The sequence below is a fragment of the Sphingomonas ginsenosidivorax genome, from assembly GCF_007995065.1.
GTDB lineage: Bacteria > Pseudomonadota > Alphaproteobacteria > Sphingomonadales > Sphingomonadaceae > Sphingomonas > Sphingomonas ginsenosidivorax.
This window is the reverse complement of record NZ_VOQR01000001.1, coordinates 3664034-3681022: the sequence shown is the minus strand read 5'-3', so window position 1 is coordinate 3681022 and position 16989 is coordinate 3664034. Positions and strand designations below refer to the sequence as shown.

The window sequence follows — 16989 nt, the reverse complement described above, 5'->3', positions numbered from 1 at the left end:
GATATGAACAACGCGCTCGCCACCACCCCCGTCCTGCCGGATCGCTTCGCGAACCCGCTTCGCCAGATCAAGGGCGTGCTCGACCAGCCGATCGTCCGCCGGTCGCTGCCGATGACGATGATGATCGGCCTGATCGGCGCCGCCGCGCTCGCCTGGGCGACGATGTCGACGCCGACGCAGAAGACGCTGTTCACCGGCCTTCCCGATGCCGACAAGGCCTCGGTGACCGCCGCGCTGACGCAGGCCAGCATCAAGAGCCATATCGACGATTCGTCGGGCGCGCTGACGGTCAACGAAGAGGATTACAGCAAGGCGCGGCTGTTGCTGGCCGGCCAGGGCCTGCCCAAGGCTGCACCCGGTGGCTATGCGATCCTCGACCAGCTGCCGATGGGCGTCAGCCGTGCGGTCGAGGGCGAACGCCTGCGCCAGGCGCGTGAGACCGAGCTGGCCAAGTCGATCGAGGAGATCGACGCCGTCGCCGAGGCGCGCGTGCACCTCGCCGTGCCCGAGGCGTCGGTGTTCGTGCGCGACAATGCGAGCCCGTCGGCATCGGTGATCCTGAAGCTGCAGGGCGGGCGTTCGCTCAGCGACGCGCAGGTCAATTCGATCATCAACCTCACCGCCTCGTCGGTGCCGGGCATGAAGCCCGACAGCGTGACGATCGTCGACCAGATGGGCGCGCTGCTCACCAAGTCGGGCGGCGGTGCCGGCGACAATGGCAACGACCAGCGCATCGAGTTCCAGCGCCGCGTCGAGGACAAGTATCGCACGCAGCTGATCCAGCTGCTCACGCCCTTGATCGGCGCGGGCAATTTCACTGCCGAGGTGCAGGCCGACGTCGACCTGAACGAGACGCAGGCGACGCGCGAGAAATACGACGCGCCCGGCGTGCTGCGCGCGGAGACGGGTTCGTGGACCGGCAACCAGAAGGACGCGGCCGTCACCGGCGGCATTCCAGGGGCGCTGTCGAACACGCCGCCCGCCTCGAGCACGATGCAGACGCCGCAACCCGCCAACGGCGCGTCGGGATCGCCTGCCCCCGCGCCCGCCGCCGGTGGCGCCGCGCCCGACCCGATGAAGCAGTCGGACAGCTTCCAGCGCGCCTATGACCTCGGCAAGGAAGTCTCGGTCACGCGTGCGGCGCCCGGCGGCGTCAAGCGGCTGTCGGTCGCGGTGCTGCTGCGCGATCCCGAAAAGGGCCGCCGCACTGCGATGGAAATCGGCCAGGTCACCGACCTGGTGAAGAGCGCGGTCGGCTTCGACCCCGCGCGCAACGACAACGTCACCGTGATCAGCCGCAAGTTCGCGGGCGCCGACGTCGCGACCGACACGGCGCCCTGGTACGATGCCGGCTGGCTGCCGATCGTCGCGCGCAACGTCACCGCGATCCTGATCGCGCTGCTGGTGCTGCTGCTCGGCGTGCGGCCACTGGCCAAGGCGCTGATGAAGAAGCGCGACGATGCCGCCACCGATCGCCCCGCGCTCGGCGCGCCGATCGGCAGCAGCGACGACGCCGCCATCACCACCGCGCCCGTGGTCAGCCTCGACCAGCTCGAGAACAGCCGCGGCTATGACGACCGCATCGGCGCGGTGCGCGGCTTCACCCGCGACAACCCGACGCGCGCCGCGCTCGCGGTCCGCGACATGATCCGGGCGGACGCCAAGTGACGCTCGCGATCGCCGAACCGGCACGCACCTATACCGGCGTCGAGCGCGCCGCGGTGCTGATGATGCTCGTCGGCGAGGAGGAAGCCGCAGCGATCCTGCAAAAACTCGATCCAGAGGAAGTCCGCCAGCTCGGCAAGGCGATGTTCGCGGTCGCGGACGTCAGCGAGCTCGAGGTCGAGGACGTGCTCGACGATTTCGTCGGCCATGCCCGCGAGCGCACCGCGATCGGCTTCGATCCGCGCCCGAAGATCGAGGCGGTGATGAACCGTGCGCTCGGCCGCGAAAAGGCCGAGAGCGTGCTCGCGCGGATCACCCCGCCCGAGGCGGCGTGCGAGCTCGAACTGCTCGATTGGCTCGACACGAGCGAGATCGCCGCGATGATCGAGAAGGAACATCCGCAGATCGCCGCCGTGCTGATCGCCAATCTGGACCCCGCGATCGCGGGCCAGGTGCTCGAGCTGATGCCCGACGCGATGCAGCCCGACATCCTCCACCGCATCGCGCGGCTGGGGCCGATCACGCCCGAGGCCGTGGATACGCTCAAGACGTTGCTCGCCAACCGCACCGCGACCCCGTCGGGTGGCGCGGGCGTGACGCTCGGCGGCACGCGCGAGGCGGCCAAGATCCTGCAGGGTGCGCGGAAAGCGACCGAGCAGCGCGTGATGCCGAAACTGTTCAAGATCGACAAGGACGTCGCCAAGGCGATCGAAGAGGCGATGTTCGTCTTCGACAACCTGCTGTCGCTCGACGACAAGAATCTGGGCATGCTGATCCGCAACATCGACGGCGAGATCCTGACCAAGGCGCTCAAGGGCGTCGACGAGGCGGCACGCGCGCGCTTCCTGGGCTGCATGTCGGCTCGCGCCGCGGATGGCATCCGCGACGACATGGAATCGCGCGGGCCGATGAAGCTCGCCGAAGTGCTCGAGGCGCAGAAGACGATCATCCAGATCGCGCGCGGCCTCGCCAAGGACGGCACGATCCAGATGGGCGGGGGCGACGACGATTATGTCTGATTTCGTGGCGGGGATGGCCGCGCGTCACGACGCCGCGGCGCTCGCGATGCGCGCCGCATTTCCGATCGGCGCGACCTTCGCGCCGGCCGACCTGCGCCAGCGCGCGGCAACGCGCGGACCGGTCGCGTTCAGGCCCCAAAGCGCCGGGTTGCAAAGCGGGGGCCCGAAGCATTTCAGACCGGCCGATCCCGACGTCAATCCGACCGCGGGCTGGGATCCGATGGACGCTGGTGCGGAGCCGTCAGCATATATCGACCCGATCGCGGCCGCGCATGCCGATGGCTATGCCGAGGGCTTCGCCGCCGCGACCGCCGCGGCCCAGGCCGATGCGGTCCGGAACCAGGCGTTCGGCACCGCGCTCGCCGCAGCGCTCGGCTCGGGCGAGCGGATCGACCGCGAACGCGTGGCGGAGCAGCTGCGCCAGACCGTGATGCACCTGGTCGGCAAGCTGGTCGGCGAGATCGGCATCTCGCCTGAATTGCTGGCGACCCGCATCGAGGCCGCGAGCGACCTGCTCGCCGACAAGAGCGAATCGGCGCTGCTGCGCGTTCATCCCGACGACGTGCCGCTGCTCGAGGGGCACCTGCCCAAGACGATCTTTCCGGTCGGTGACGCAGGTCTCGCGCGCGGCAGCTTCGTGCTCGAATCCGCCTCGACGATCGTCGAGGACGGGCCCGAATCCTGGCTCGAACAGCTGACGTCCGCGATCGAGCGGGTTTCGGTGCCGCCACTGTGCTGAACCGGTTCACGACGGACTATCTCGAAACGCTCGGCATGGCGGACTTCACGCCGACGCCGAAGGTTTCGGGACGACTCGCCTCGTTCGACGGCCTGCTGATGGAAGCGGTCGGGCTGACCCTGCCGGTCGGCACGGTGTGCATGGTTGGCGGCGTCAACGACGCGAAGGTCGAGGCGGAAGTCATCGGCTTTCGCAACGGCCGCACGCTGTTGATGAATCTCGGCGGTCCGGCGGCCTTGTTGCCGCGCGCCCCCGTCCGCCCGATCGGCGCGCCGGGCGAGGCAGAGGTGGGCGCGAGCCTGCTCGGCCGCGTCGTCGACGGCGCGGGCAAGCCGATCGACGGGCTCGGCCCGATCCGCGGCGCCGGCCGCTGGCCGCTCGCGGGCAAGTTGCAGAGCCCGCTCGACCGCGGCCGGGTGCGCGTGCCGCTCGACGTCGGCGTGCGCGCGATCAACGGCCTGCTGACCGTCGGCCAGGGCCAGCGCATCGGCATCATGGCAGGGTCGGGCGTCGGCAAGTCGGTGCTGCTCGGCATGATCGTCCGCGCGGCGCAGGCCGACGTGATCGTCATCGGGCTGATCGGCGAACGCTCCAGAGAAGTCGCCGACTTCCTCGAGACCAAGGTCGCGGGCGAAGCGCGCAAGCGTGCGGTCGTCGTCGCGGTGCCCGCCAATCATTCCCCCGTGCTGCGCATCCGCGGCGCGCTGCGCGCCACCGCGATCGCCGAGGCGTTCCGCGCCGAGGGCAAGCAGGTCCTGCTGATCATGGACAGCCTCACCCGCGTCGCGCACGCGGGCCGCGAGATCGGTCTCGCGCTCGGCGAGCCGGCGTCGGCGCGCGGCTATCCGCCGTCGGCGATCGCGATGCTGCCCAACATCATCGAGCGCGCGGGCGTCGACGTGCACAGCGGCGGATCGATCACCGCGATCTACACCGTGCTGGCGGACGGCGACGACGGCAACGATCCCGTCGTCGATTCCGCGCGCTCGATCCTCGACGGCCATATCGTGCTGAGCCGCGCGCTCGCCGAACAGGGGGTCTACCCCGCGATCGACATCGGCCCCTCGGTCAGCCGCGTGATGACCGATATCGTCGGCCCCGAGCATGCGCGCGCCGCACGCGTGCTGCGTCGGCATCTGGCGACCTACGAGCAGAACCGCGATCTGGTGCTGATGGGCGCCTATCGCCCCGGCGCCGACCCCGCGATCGATGCCGCGATCGCCTGCCACCCCGCGGTCATGGAGTTCATCCGCCAGGATGCCGACGCGATCGTGCCGCTGCACGACGCGGTCGCCGAGCTGACCGGCGTGTTCGGCGATGGATAAGAAGGTCCTCGCACGCATCCACCGCGTGCGGACGCTGCAACTCGGGCTGGTCCGCGCCGACGAGGCGCGGGCACACAACAAATTCGCGAGCGAAACCGAACTCGGCCGCCGCATCGCCGAGCTCGCGCAGGCGATCGCCCCCACGCAGGAGACCGCCGGCGGCGTCTCGCTCGCCGCCGCCGCGCATTATCGCGGCCGCCTGCACCAGTCCGCCGCCGCGGCGCGCGACCGGCTGCAGTCCGCCGAATACCAAGCCAACCGCGCGACCGAGGCGACTCGCGCCGCCAAGCGCGACCAGAGCGCGGTCGAAAAGCTGATGGCGCGCGCCGATGCCGAGGCGGTGCTGAAGGCAATCCGCGGGCTGGAAGAGTCCCCGCCGCTTCGGAAAATCCGGCACGATCCTTGCTAGGCTGACGACGAACCCCGCGTCCTCTCGTCGAGACCCCGCCGCATGATCCAGTCCGCGACCGTATCCCGGTCCCCTGCCCCACCCGAACGTACCGCCGACACCCGGCGCGGCACGGGCGCGGGCAGCTTCCAGCAGTCGCTCGCCGCGTTTCTCGACGCAGGGACGGACGAGCCCGAGCCGGCAGTCCCGACCGGGGCCGGCAACGACGATCCTGCCGCCGACGGCAAGCCGTTGCCGGATCAGCCGTCCCCGCCCCCGCTCGCCTGGCTCGCGCAGCTGCCTCCGGTCGCTCCCGGACCGCTGCCCGTGGCCGAGACACCGGCGCCGCCGCCGCCTGTCGCAGCCCCCGCCCTCGTTCCCGCCGCCGCGCCCACGCTCGTTGCGCCGATGCTCGAACTCGTGCCGGCTACCCCGAAGGACGCTCCGGCGACCGACGTCGTCGAGACGAGCGACGCCCCGGTCGCGGACGCCCCGCTGCCTGAGACCAAGGTCGACACCTTCGCGCTCCCCGCCGTTCCGGACCCGGCGCCGCGCGGCGCAGCCCCGGCGGCGGAGGTGTTCGGCGCGGCGATCCGCGCTGCGGTCGGCAAGGACGACGATGCCACGCCGCGCCGCGACGTGGCCGATGCCGGACCGCCGTCGATCGGCGCGGTCGGGCTGGAGCCGCAACGCCATGCCGTGCTCGCGACGGGCGACGTGCAGCAGGCGCCGCTCGACACGCGCCAGGGCGATTTCGCGCACCAGATGATCGACCGGATCGAGCAGCTGCGCGACGATGCCAACGCGAACGACACGCGCATCCGCCTGATCCCCGACGCGCTGGGCCGGATCGACGTGACGATGCGCCGAGACGGCGATGCGGTGCACGTGCATTTCGCCGCCGAGCAGGCCGCGACCCGCGCGATGCTGGCCGACGCACAGCCGCAGCTGGCGGATATCGCCGCGTCGCGCGGGCTCACCCTCGGCCAGACCTCGGTCGGGTCGGATGGCGGCGCGCAGCAGCGCCCGCAGACGCCGCCCCCGATTCCCACCTGGCAGCCGCAGCGCGCGGCGACCCCTGCTACCGCCGCCGCCACCTCAGACATTCGCATCGCATAAGGACCGACCATGAGCGAAAAGACCGAAGACGCGCCCAAGAAGAAGGGCAAGATGGGCAAGCTGATCGTGATCGGCGTGGGCGCGATCGTGCTGATCGGCGGCGGGATCGGCGGCGGGCTGTATGCCGCCAATTCGGGGCTGGTCGGCGGCGGCCATGCCAAGGAGGACACCGGCCCGAAACTCGTCCCCAAGAGCGAGCAGAAGCACGCACCCGCCGGCGAGGGCCATGAGGGCGGGTCGGGCGTCGCGCCAGCGACGGGCCCGGGCGGCGACAAATACGCGTCCAACTACTATGCGATGGAGAAGGACTTCACCTCCAACCTGCAGAACTCGACGCACTTCGTGCAGCTCGGGCTCGCGGTGTCGACGCCGTACGACGATTCGGTGATCGCGGGGATCAAGACCAACGACATCGCGATTCGCTCGGCGATCCTGCTCGCGCTGGGCGACACCAGCGAGGACGAGGTGTTCACCGGCGACGGCAAAAAGAAGCTGCAGACGCGCCTGGTGAAGGCGATCAACGATACATTGCTGCAAAAGGAAGGATTCGGCGGGGTTAGTAACGTCTACTTTACCAGTTTCGTCGTTCAGTGAGGCATGGTTAACGACCCCGCAACCAGACCCGCACACGGGAAGGCGCCCGAACGGCGCGAGCGTTCCCGCAACGGCGCGACCCATCAGGGCGTGCTGGGGCCGGCCAAGCTCAATCCGTTCGGCGATCTGCACACGCTGCAGCATCTGTCCGCACGGCTGGCACGCGGGATCCGCGGGGTGTTCGAACCGCTGCTGCGCGAGGAGATCCGCTGCTGGGCCGAGCCGCTGGTCGTCCAGCGCTTCGCCGATTACCGCGCCGAGCGCGCCGACGGGCTGACCGCGTGGCTGCCGATGGCGATGACCACCGCCGGATCGGTCGCGCACGGCCAGGCGCTGTGCGTGATGGACGGCAAGTTCGTGCTCGAGCTGCTCGATCTGTTCTTCGGTGGCACCGGTGCCGCCCCCGCGGTGCTCCCGAGCGAATTCTCGCCGGCGGGCGAAGCGATGGTTGCGCGGATCGGATCGATGATCGAGGGGCCGCTGAAGGCGACCTGGGAGCCGCTCGCGAAGATCGACTTCGCGCCGGGCCATGTCGAATCGAACGCCGCGATGCTCGCCGATATCGACGGCGAGGACGCGGTGATCGTGACCCGCTTCGGGATCGCAGCGGGCGCGGCGCGGCCGGTGTTCCTCGACCTGCTCTACTCGGTCGCCGCGCTGAAGCCGCATGGCGCGTCGCTGACCGGCAAGGTCGTCGGCAAGGCCGCCGAGCCCGATCCCGCCTGGCAGACCGGGCTGACGCGCGCGGCGATGAACGTGCGCTTCCCGATCCGCTCGGTGCTCGCCGAGCCGGTCGTGCCGCTGTCGCTGCTGCTCAACCTCAAGGCGGGCGACGTCATCCCGATCAGCTTCGGCACCGAAGTGCCGATCATGGTCGGCAACGACAGGCTCGGCTCGGGCACCGTCGGCACCTCGAACGGGCGTGCCGCCATCCAGATCACCCAATTCGCGCGATTCGACGAAGGACAGATGCAATGAACGACATGACCGGCGGATTCCCCGTCGACGGCGCGGTCGCCGCCAATTTCCGGCTGCTCCAGGATGTCGACGTCAAGCTGACGGTCGAGATCGGCTCGACCTCGCTGACGCTGCGCGAGCTGCTCGCGCTCGGCGAATCGAGCGTGATCGAGCTCGACCGCGACGCCAATGAGCTGCTCGACGTGTTCGTCAACGGCACGCTGATCGGCCGCGGCGAAGTCGTCACGGTCGGCGAGCGCTTCGGCGTCCGCATGACCGAGCTCGTCTCACCCGACAAGCGCGGCTGACCTGCGATGATGTGGTCCTACATCCTCAAGCTCGCGATCATGCTGCCGCTCGTCTGCGGGCTGATGATCGGGTGCCTGTTCCTCTGGCGCAAGTTCGAGACGCGACTGCCCGGCAAGCCGACGACGCGGCTGATCGCGGTCAAGGAAACGATGATGATCTCGCCCGGCGTGCGCCTCGCGGTGCTCGATTTCGCGGGGCGCCGGCTGCTCGTCTCGGTCGCGCGCGGGGGCGTGACGCTGGTGGACCGGATCGACGCATGAGCATCACGGTTACGCGCCGCGGCACCGGCCCGGCGCTGATCCACGGGGTTCGCGCCCGCCCCCAAAATGGCACCGCGAAGATCGTCTGGATCGTCCTCGCCGTCCTGCTCGCGCTGCTGATCGCGATGCCCGCCTTTGCGCAGGCCGCACCCGCCGCCCCAGCGCCGGGCGTCGGCGACGCGGTCGACCGCGCGATCGGCCAGCTCGGCGGCCAGCAATCGGGCAGCACGGGGCAGAGCGGTTCGCTCTCGCTGTCGCTGCAGGTCCTCATCATCATGGGGCTGCTGACGATCCTGCCGGGGATCCTGCTGATGATGACCAGCTTCACGCGGATCATCATCGTGCTGTCGATCCTGCGCCAGGCGCTGGGGCTGCAACAGACCCCGCCAAACCAGGTGCTGATCGGGCTGTCGCTGTTCCTGAGCTTCTTCGTGATGGCGCCGACGATCAACCAGATCAACACGCAGGCGATCCAGCCCTATGCGCAAGGCAAACTTGCCGGCACGCAGATGATCACCACCGCCGGCGTGCCGCTGCACAATTTCATGGTCAAGCAGACGCGGATCAAGGACGTCACGATGTTCGCGCAGATGGCGAAGTCGGGCCCCTATGCGTCCGCCAACGACATCCCCTTCTCGGTCCTGCTCCCCGCCTTCGTGACGAGCGAGCTCAAGACCGCGTTCCAGATCGGCTTCCTGATCTTCCTGCCGTTCATCGTCATCGACCTCGTCGTCGCGACGGTGCTGATGGCGCTGGGGATGATGATGCTCAGCCCGACGATCATCTCGCTGCCGTTCAAGCTGCTGCTGTTCGTACTGGTCGACGGCTGGGCGCTGACGATGGGCAGCCTCGCCAGCAGCTTCGGCACCTGAGATGGACGCGCAATATTTCCTGTCGATCGCCAACCAGACGATGTGGGTGCTGGCGCTCGCCTCCGCGCCGATCCTGATCCCGGTGCTGGTGTCGGGGCTGATCGTCGGGATGATCCAGGCGGCGACCTCGATCAACGAGGCGACGCTGTCGTTCGTGCCCAAGCTGATCGTGGTCGCGGTGTCGATCCTGATCTTCGGGAGCCTGATCCTCGGGTTGCTCAGCGACTTCACGATCAGCATCTTCGAGCGCATCCCGGACCTCGTGAAATGAACGCGCCCGAAACTCCCCTCCCGCTCGCGGGAGGGGCTGGGGGAGGGCCTGTCCCCGCAAACCCAGCACATCGGACGCGGACACGCCCTCCCCTAACCCCTCCCGCAAGCGGGAGGGGGACTAGGCGCGCCGCGGCAAAGCCGCGTCGTCGGACGGGTTCGGCTTTGCCGACCCGCCGGCCGGGCTTGGCCGCGTGGCGCGCGGGGCGCGCGCTCTCGCAGCCTGCGCCATGCTAGGCTTCGGCCTCGCGATCGAGCCGCAGCTCTGGGCGCTGATCTTCGTGATGATCCGCGTCGGTGCCGCGTTCGCGGCCGCGCCGGTGTTCGGCGCGGTCGGCGTCCCCGTGACCGTGCGCGTCACGCTCGCCGGTGCGATCGGCTTCCTCGTGCTCGCCGCGCACCCGGTTACCCCGCCCGCGCAGATCTTCACCGTCGCGACGATGCTCGCGATCGCCGCCGAGGCGCTGGTCGGCGCGGCGCTCGGCTTCGTGCTGCAGATCGGCTTTGCCGCGCCGATGGTCGCGGCCGAGATGATCGGCGGATCGATGGGCCTCGGCTTCGCATCCGCGATCGACCCGCAGAACGGCAAGTCGAGCCCCGCGCTCGGCCAGTTCTTCTCGGTCATGCTGACGCTCTTGTTCCTGTCGGTCGACGGCCACCTCATGCTCGTCGACATGATCGTGCGCAGCTATGACGCGATGCCGGTCGGCAATGCCTGGCTCGGCGCCGACCGGCTGCGCGCGATCGCGTATTTCGGCGGCTACACCTTCCTCGCCGGGCTGCTGCTCGCGCTCCCCGTCGGCTTCCTGCTGCTGTCGCTCAACATCGTCGTCGGCATGATTTCGCGCGCCGCACCCGCGCTCAACCTGTTCGCGATCGGGCTGCCCGCGAGCCTCGCGGTCGGCGTGCTCGCGCTCGCGATCGCGTTCCCGGCGATGGGCGATTACATGCTCGTCATCGTCCGCGAGAGCCTGGCAGCGACCGAACGGCTGGTGTTCGGCTGATGGCGGACGAGTTCGGCGAAAAGACAGAAGCGCCAACAGAAAAGAAGCGCAAGAAAGCGGCGGAGGACGGCAATGTCCTGCGCTCCAAGGATTTTTCCACCGCGTTCGTGGTGCTGGCGGGCGTAGCCTGGCTGATGTTCGCCGGCCCGTCGCTGCTCGCCGCGTGCAAGGCGGTGATGGCGGCGAGCTTCAGTTTCGGCCGCGCCGACGTCGAGGACTTCTCGCCGTTCCGCCCGCTCGCCGAGGCCGGTTGGAAGCTCGCGCCGTCGATCATCACGCTGTTCGTCGTGAGCATGGCCGCCGCGATCTTCAGCCAGCTCACCTTGGGCTCGCCGACCTTCAACGCCAAATTGTGGGCGCCCAAGCCCAGCCGCCTCAACCCCGCCTCGGGGCTGAAACGCATCCTCGGCCCGACCGGCTGGATCGAGCTGGGCAAATCGCTGCTGAAGGTCGTGCTGCTCGCCGCGATCGGCGCCTGGGCGCTGTGGAAAGCGCAGCACATGGCGATCGGGCTGGTCGCGACCGACCTGCCGACCGCGATGCAGGCGCTCAGCGGCACCTTCATCGGCATCCTGATCGCGATGTCGCTCGGGCTCGTCGTGATCGCCGGCATCGACCTGCCGGTGCAGATCCTCCGCCTGCTCGGCAAGCTGCGCATGACCAAGCAGGAGGTGAAGGACGAGCACAAGGAAAGCGAGGGGTCGCCCGAGGCCAAGGGGCAGATCCGCCAGCGCCAGCGCGACATCCTCCGCCGCGGGTCCCGGAAAGCAATCGCCGAGGCGCATGTCGTGCTGACCAACCCGACGCACTTTGCCGTCGCTTTGCGCTACGATCGCGGGCGCGACCAGGTGCCGGTGGTGGTTGCCAAGGGGCGCGGCGCGATTGCGCTCGCGATCCGCGAGATCGCCGCGGAATACGCGGTCCCGGTGCTCGAATATCCCCAGCTCGCCCGCGCGGTCTATTATACCAGCCGGGAGGACCAGGAGGTCCGCGACGACCTGTACGTCGCGATCGCCGCGGTGCTGGCGTTCGTGTTCGGCCTCAACGCGAAGATGGGCGGCACAGCCCCGCTGCCGACGATCGAAGTCCCGCCGGGCGCCCGGTTCGACGAGAACGGGGTGAAGGTCGGGTGACGCGCGCATCTGCACTCCCGCCCACCCCGTCATCCCGGGCTTGTCCCGGGATCCAGAGTTACGGAGGACCGCGCATGTTACCCTGGATCCCGGGACGAGCCCGGGATGACGGAAAGAGCGTGAGCATCCCTAAACATCGACGCTTACCGGCCGTTAAGACTCGTAACGCGCAAAGGGCCCACCCATGACGACGACGACCGCCACCAGCTCTTCGACGGCCGCCGCCACGTCGTCGGTCGCGTCGATCGTCAAGACGCTCGGCAGCGGATCGGGCGTCGACACCGTCACGCTGGTCCAGCAGCTGGTCGACGCACAGTTCGCGGTGAAGAACAGCCAGCTCAAGGCCAAGGCCGACACGCTGACGTCGCAGATCTCCGCGGTCTCCGCGCTCAAGAGCGAACTCACCAATTTCGACGCCGCGCTGAAGTCGCTGGTGACGAGCGGGTCGCTGACCACCCAGCCGACCAGTTCGAACAGCGCCGTCGTTGCGGTCAGCGCGACCGCGGGCGCCAAGCTGGCGGGACTGTCGGGCCAGCTGACGGTCAACCAGCTCGCCTCCGCGCAGGCCGCGACCACCAACACCGCGATCCCGCGCACCACCGCGTTCAACGCCGGTACGCTGACGCTGCGCTTTGGCACCGATTCGACGTCGGGCACCCCGCCGGTCACGACCTTCACCCCCGGCAGCGCCCCGATCGAGATCGCGATCGGTGCGGGCGACGCGACGCTCGACGGCATCGCCGCGAAGATCAACGCCGCCAACAAGGGCGTGACCGCGACCGTCGTCACCGACGGCATCGGCGCGCGCCTGACGATCAAGGGCGCGAGTGGTGCGCTGCAGGCCTTCTCGCTGACCGGCGCGGACACCGATCCCGCTGCGACCGGCACCAAGCTGTCGACGCTGGACGTCGGCCGCAATGCGCAGGGCACGACGATCGGCACCAATGCGACCGATGCCAGCGTGACGCTGGACGGCGCCACCTTCCGCCGCTCGACCAACACGATCACCGACCTGATCACCGGCGTGAAGCTCGAGCTCGGCGCGGTCTCGACCACGCCGGTGACGCTCGGCGCGACCGCGCCGACGAGCGCGCTGAGCGGTGCGGTCAACGACTTCGTCGCGACCTTCAACCAGCTGCAGAAGATCGTCGCGACCGACATCGACCCGTTCACCGGCGTGCTGCGTGCGGATACCACCGTGACCGCGATCGCGCGCAACCTGGCCAAGCTGACCACGGCGAACCTCGCGACGCCGACCGCGCCCGGCGCGCCGCACACGCTGGCCGACCTGGGCGTGACGACCAACCGCGACGGATCGCTGGCGGTCGATGCGACCAAGCTCGCGGCCGCGATCACCAAATATCCCGACGCGGTCGAGGCGCTGTTCGCGTTCGGCAAGGGCGCCGCCGCGAATGACGGGATTTCCGGCGCACTGACGGCGATCGTCAAGCAGGCGACGGTCGCGAACGCGGTCTCGGATCAGGATCTCAGCCTCAACGCGTCGACCAAGCGGCTGACCGACGCGCAGGCCGCCATCGTCGAGGCACAGGACAAGGCCGCCGATCTCGCCGCCACGACCAAGACGCGGATGACCGCGCAGTTCTCGAAGATGGATTCCGCCGTCGCCGCCTACAAGTCGACGCAGGCGTTCCTGACCCAGCAGATCGACGCCTGGAACAATTCGAACAAGTGATGCAGTACGCCACCACCCTCACGCGCGACCCGGCCGCCACCTATCGCCAGATCGACGTCGTCGGCCGCTCTGCGACCGCGAGCGCGGCAGGCCTCGTCCAGCTGCTCTACGAGGAACTGGTCGCCGCGCTGCGCGCCGCCGGCTGGGCTGCCGAGAACCGCAAATACGCGATCAAGAGCGACCGCATCACGCGCGCCACCGCCATCCTGTTCGCGCTCGAGGCGGGGCTCGATTTCGACAAGGGCGGCGACGTCGCGATCACGCTGGCGCGGCTCTACGCGGGCGCGCGCACCACGATCATCAACGCCTCGCTCGGCCACGACCCCGCCCCGTTCCGCGACACCGCGGACAATCTCGACGAGATCGCCAAAGCCTGGCGCAGCATCAGCAACTGAGCATGTACTCCGTAATCCTGCGTCTTCTTCCGTCATCCTGACGAACGTCAGGATCCAGAGCCCCAAGCGGTAGCGTCCGTTACTCTGGATCCTGACGTTCGTCAGGATGACGGGGATTGGCTCGACGGGCGCTGAGCAGTTTCGTCAGAATGACGATGAGCCCTACCGCCCGAACCAGTGCCGCTGCATGAAGTAGATCACCACCCCGGCCGACAGCGTCGCGCAGATGCCGCAGATCGCGTCGAACGCCCAAGGCTCCTGCGCATAGGGCAGGTTCGCGACGTTCATCCCGTACAGCCCGGTGAGGAACGTCAGCGGCAGGAACACCATCGCCGCGATCGAGATGATCAGCCCGCGCGTGTCGAGCTGTTCGGCGCGCAGGTCGGTGAGCGTCTCGTGGATCAGCGCCGAACGTTCGCGGATCGATTCCAATTCCTCCGCCATCCGCGCGGCGCGGTCGGCCGCGGCGGCGAGGTGCAGCCGGTCGTCGTCGGCCAGCCAGTCGCCGGGCAACGCCGCCAGCTTCTCGAGCGCGGCGCGCTGCGGGTTGAGGAACCGCTTGTAGCCGATCGCAGCGACACGCACCTTGCTGACCGTGCGCCGCAGCTCGAACACCCGCTTGGCATCGAGCTGTTCCTCGCAATCGTCGAGCTGGTCGCCCAGCCCTGCGACATCGGGATCGAGATCGGTGGTGATCGCGGTCGCGAACGCGGCGATCAGGTCGCCGGGATCGCGGACGTCGCCGCGCTCGACCATCTTTTCGACCTCGGCGACCGCGATCAGCGGTTTGCGCGTGACCGAGAAGACGTGCCCCTTCACCGCCCAGATCCGCACCGAGGCAAGCAGGTCGGTGGTGTCGAGCGTCTCCTCCGACCGCCCGCGCAGGTTGAGGAACGCGCCGTCCCCGATCGCCTCGCAGCGCGGCCGCGTCTCGGTCGCGGTCAGCGCGTCGACGACATAGTCCTGCAATTCGGCCTCGTTGCGCAGCCAGCTCTGCGCATGCTCGGCATTGGTCGACAGGTGGACCCAGACCAGGTCGGCGTCGCTGGCCAGTGCGTCCTTGATCTCGATCCGGGTGGCGTGTCCGTCGGTGATACGAAACCCGAACCCACTCATTCCCGCATCTCCAGATCGACCGACAGGCCCTCGCCCGGCTCAACGGGCATGGCGGCGCAAACGATCCGCGCCGCATCCGCGCGCGCACGGTCGAGGATCGCGGCCGGCACGTCGGGGCGGTGATAGACGCGGTCGGCCGAGGCGAGCGTGCGCGCCTGGCGCAGCGTCAGGTCGTCGGGATCGGTAGAGGTGAGGTGAATGCGGACGCGCTCCCCTCCCTGGAAGGGAGGGGTTGGGGGTGGGTCGGCTTGGGGCGAGTGCGGCGCGTCACCGCGAGCCAACCCACCCCCGGCCCCTCCCTTCCAGGGAGGGGAGAGCCATGCGTCGACGTCGGGGTCCGCCTGCAGCACATCCAGCGGACCGCCTTCCGCCATCGCGTTCGCCAGCGCACGGCGGCGGGTCGCAGCCTCGGGATACGCGCCGCGCAACCGCCCTCTCGCCGCCTGCAACGCCATCGCCAGCGACCCAAGACCCGCCGGCACGATCACCTCCAGCCGCTGCCGGAGCGCCGCTGCCAGCCCGGCGGAGACCCCGCCGGTCCCGATCGCGATCAGCACCGGCGCGCGGTCGACGATCGCGGGCACGGTGAAGTCGCACAACGCCGAGCGATCGACCGCGTTGACCAGCACCCCGCGCGCCTTCAACCGCGCGACCGCGGCGACCGCCGCATCCTCGTCGTCGATCGCGACGATCGCGAGCGCCGCGGTCGCCTCCTCGCCAACGATCGTCGCGCCGGCGCGGACCAGCAGCCGCCGCTTCGCATCCGCCGCCTCGCCCTCGCCGACCAGGATCACCGGCCGGCCCGCCAGCCGCACGAACAGCGGCAGGCTGTCGAAGCTCACCGGGTCAGCCATTCGGGCACGCGCTCGGCGGCCATGATCGTCTCGGGCTGGATGCGGTCGGCGACCACCGCGAACCGGTCGCCGTCGACCAGCACTTCGGGCACCAGTGCGCGGCTGTTGTACATCGACGCCATCGTCGCGCCGTAGGCGCCTGCGGTGCGGAAGACGCCCAGGTCGTCGCTCGCCACCACGTCGATGTCGCGGCCCATCGCGAAGGTGTCGCCGGTCTCGCACACCGGCCCCGCGATGTTCGCGGTCATCCGCGCGCCGCTGGGGCGCACCGCGACGAAGTCGTGATACGCATCGTACATCGCCGGGCGCATCAGGTCGTTCATCGCCGCGTCGACGATCACATAGGGGTTCACGACCCCCGGCTTCACCCAGACGACCTTGGTCAGCAGCACGCCGGCATTGCCCGCGATCACGCGGCCGGGCTCGAACATCAGCTCGACGTCCCACCCGCGCGTCGCGCGCGCGACCATCGCGCCATAGTCCGCCGGGCTCGGCAGCACGTCGTCGGGCCTGTACGGCACGCCAAGCCCGCCGCCGAGGTCGACATGGCTGATCGTGTGGCCCGCCGCGCGCAGGTCCGCGACGAGCTCGCCGACCCGCGCATAGGCCGCCTCGAGCGGGGCGAGGTCGGACAGCTGGCTGCCGATATGGATCGCCACGCCGCGCAGGTTCAGCCCGGCGTGCTTCGACAGCCGGTCGAACATCGCGGGCGCCTGGTCGATCGGCACGCCGAACTTGTTCTCCTTGCGCCCGGTCGAGATCTTCGCGTGCGTGCCGGCGTCGACGTCGGGGTTCACGCGGAGCACGGCCGGCGCGGTCTGGCCCCGCGCATGGGCGAGCGCGGCGAGCACCTCGCCCTCCTCTTCCAGCTCGAGGTTGAACTGGCCGATCCCGGCGTCGAGCGCGCGCGTCAGCTCGTCGCGGGTCTTGCCGACGCCCGAGAAGACGATGTCCTTCGCCGCGATCCCGCCGGCCAGCGCGCGCATCATCTCGCCGGCCGAGACGACATCGGCGCCATAGCCCTCCTCGGCGAGCACGCGGAGCACGGCCAGATTGGGATTGGCCTTGATCGCATAGGCGAGGTGGACCCGGCCCGCGCCGGCCAGCGCCTCGCGGAACACCTGCGCGTGGCGGCGGAAGGTCGCGGTCGAATAGACATAGACCGGCGTTCCCACCGCGTCGGCGATCACCGGCAGCGGCACGTCCTCGGCATGGAGGACGCCGTCGCGGTAGTCGAAATGGTTCATGGATGGGTCTTCTGACAGAGAATCGATCGG

The 16989-nt window shown here is 69.5% G+C and carries 19 protein-coding genes; 16 read left to right on the top strand and 3 right to left on the bottom strand.

The genetic code is table 11. From position 1 onward, the window contains the following. Window positions 1-3 precede the first annotated feature (3 nt). The 16 genes from fliF to FSB78_RS16840 all read left to right on the top strand — a co-directional run bounded on the left by fliF (window position 4) and on the right by FSB78_RS16840 (window position 13742). Window positions 4-1668 (top strand): flagellar basal-body MS-ring/collar protein FliF, encoded by a 1665-nt coding sequence (fliF, locus tag FSB78_RS16920; protein ID WP_147083714.1) that lies wholly within the window; start codon window positions 4-6, stop codon window positions 1666-1668. After that, window positions 1665-2684, top strand: a complete 1020-nt coding sequence (gene fliG / locus FSB78_RS16915) for a flagellar motor switch protein FliG (RefSeq protein WP_147083713.1) — start codon at window positions 1665-1667, stop codon at window positions 2682-2684. The genes fliF and fliG overlap by 4 nt, the downstream gene beginning before the upstream one ends. Further along, window positions 2677-3423 (top strand): FliH/SctL family protein, encoded by a 747-nt coding sequence (locus tag FSB78_RS16910; protein ID WP_147083712.1) that lies wholly within the window; start codon window positions 2677-2679, stop codon window positions 3421-3423. Before fliG ends, FSB78_RS16910 begins: the two co-directional genes overlap by 8 nt. Further along, entirely contained in the window at window positions 3417-4748 is a 1332-nt protein-coding gene (locus tag FSB78_RS16905; protein ID WP_147083711.1) for a FliI/YscN family ATPase, read from the top strand. The genes FSB78_RS16910 and FSB78_RS16905 overlap by 7 nt, the downstream gene beginning before the upstream one ends. Then, entirely contained in the window at window positions 4741-5157 is a 417-nt protein-coding gene (locus FSB78_RS16900) for a hypothetical protein (protein ID WP_147083710.1), read from the top strand. Before FSB78_RS16905 ends, FSB78_RS16900 begins: the two co-directional genes overlap by 8 nt. A gap of 42 nt (window positions 5158-5199) precedes the next feature. Next, window positions 5200-6255: a flagellar hook-length control protein FliK gene (locus FSB78_RS16895; RefSeq protein WP_147083709.1), complete on the top strand. Its 1056-nt coding sequence runs from the start codon at window positions 5200-5202 to the stop codon at window positions 6253-6255. A gap of 9 nt (window positions 6256-6264) precedes the next feature. After that, a complete protein-coding gene (locus tag FSB78_RS16890; RefSeq protein WP_147083708.1) occupies window positions 6265-6849 on the top strand; it encodes a flagellar basal body-associated FliL family protein in 585 nt (194 codons plus the stop codon). A gap of 3 nt (window positions 6850-6852) precedes the next feature. After that, on the top strand, window positions 6853-7827 hold the full coding sequence (locus FSB78_RS16885; protein ID WP_147083707.1) for a flagellar motor switch protein FliM: 975 nt from the start codon (window positions 6853-6855) through the stop codon (window positions 7825-7827). After that, complete coding sequence (fliN, locus tag FSB78_RS16880; protein ID WP_147083706.1) at window positions 7824-8114, top strand: flagellar motor switch protein FliN; 291 nt, start codon at window positions 7824-7826, stop codon at window positions 8112-8114. The genes FSB78_RS16885 and fliN overlap by 4 nt, the downstream gene beginning before the upstream one ends. A gap of 9 nt (window positions 8115-8123) precedes the next feature. Continuing rightward, a complete protein-coding gene (locus FSB78_RS16875) occupies window positions 8124-8375 on the top strand; it encodes a flagellar biosynthetic protein FliO (RefSeq protein ID WP_242008366.1) in 252 nt (83 codons plus the stop codon). Further along, on the top strand, window positions 8372-9247 hold the full coding sequence (fliP, locus tag FSB78_RS16870; RefSeq protein WP_147083704.1) for a flagellar type III secretion system pore protein FliP: 876 nt from the start codon (window positions 8372-8374) through the stop codon (window positions 9245-9247). Before FSB78_RS16875 ends, fliP begins: the two co-directional genes overlap by 4 nt. Window position 9248: 1 nt before the next feature. Beyond that, the gene (fliQ, locus tag FSB78_RS16865) at window positions 9249-9518 is read left to right on the top strand and encodes a flagellar biosynthesis protein FliQ (RefSeq protein ID WP_147083703.1); all 270 of its coding nucleotides are present in this window, start codon (window positions 9249-9251) and stop codon (window positions 9516-9518) included. Window positions 9519-9747: 229 nt separating this feature from the next. Beyond that, on the top strand, window positions 9748-10521 hold the full coding sequence (gene fliR / locus FSB78_RS16855) for a flagellar biosynthetic protein FliR (protein WP_147083701.1): 774 nt from the start codon (window positions 9748-9750) through the stop codon (window positions 10519-10521). After that, window positions 10521-11654: an EscU/YscU/HrcU family type III secretion system export apparatus switch protein gene (locus FSB78_RS16850; protein ID WP_147083700.1), complete on the top strand. Its 1134-nt coding sequence runs from the start codon at window positions 10521-10523 to the stop codon at window positions 11652-11654. Before fliR ends, FSB78_RS16850 begins: the two co-directional genes overlap by 1 nt. 184 nt (window positions 11655-11838) lie before the next feature. Further along, complete coding sequence (fliD, locus tag FSB78_RS16845) at window positions 11839-13347, top strand: flagellar filament capping protein FliD (RefSeq protein WP_147083699.1); 1509 nt, start codon at window positions 11839-11841, stop codon at window positions 13345-13347. Next, window positions 13347-13742 carry a flagellar export chaperone FliS gene (locus tag FSB78_RS16840; protein ID WP_147083698.1) on the top strand — a complete coding sequence of 132 codons (396 nt, stop codon included), beginning with the start codon at window positions 13347-13349 and terminating at the stop codon, window positions 13740-13742. The genes fliD and FSB78_RS16840 overlap by 1 nt, the downstream gene beginning before the upstream one ends. A gap of 162 nt (window positions 13743-13904) precedes the next feature. Here the strand turns inward: FSB78_RS16840 and FSB78_RS16835 are convergent, their stop codons facing one another. Genes FSB78_RS16835 through lysA form a run of 3 tightly spaced genes read right to left on the bottom strand, consistent with a single transcriptional unit; the run spans window position 13905 to window position 16959 of the window. Further along, complete coding sequence (locus FSB78_RS16835) at window positions 13905-14858, bottom strand: CorA family divalent cation transporter (protein ID WP_147083697.1); 954 nt, start codon at window positions 14856-14858, stop codon at window positions 13905-13907. Further along, window positions 14855-15712 (bottom strand): precorrin-2 dehydrogenase/sirohydrochlorin ferrochelatase family protein, encoded by an 858-nt coding sequence (locus FSB78_RS16830; RefSeq protein WP_242008365.1) that lies wholly within the window; start codon window positions 15710-15712, stop codon window positions 14855-14857. Before FSB78_RS16830 ends, FSB78_RS16835 begins: the two co-directional genes overlap by 4 nt. Continuing rightward, entirely contained in the window at window positions 15697-16959 is a 1263-nt protein-coding gene (gene lysA, locus FSB78_RS16825) for a diaminopimelate decarboxylase (RefSeq protein ID WP_147083696.1), read from the bottom strand. Before lysA ends, FSB78_RS16830 begins: the two co-directional genes overlap by 16 nt. Between the last annotated feature and the right edge of the window lie 30 nt (window positions 16960-16989).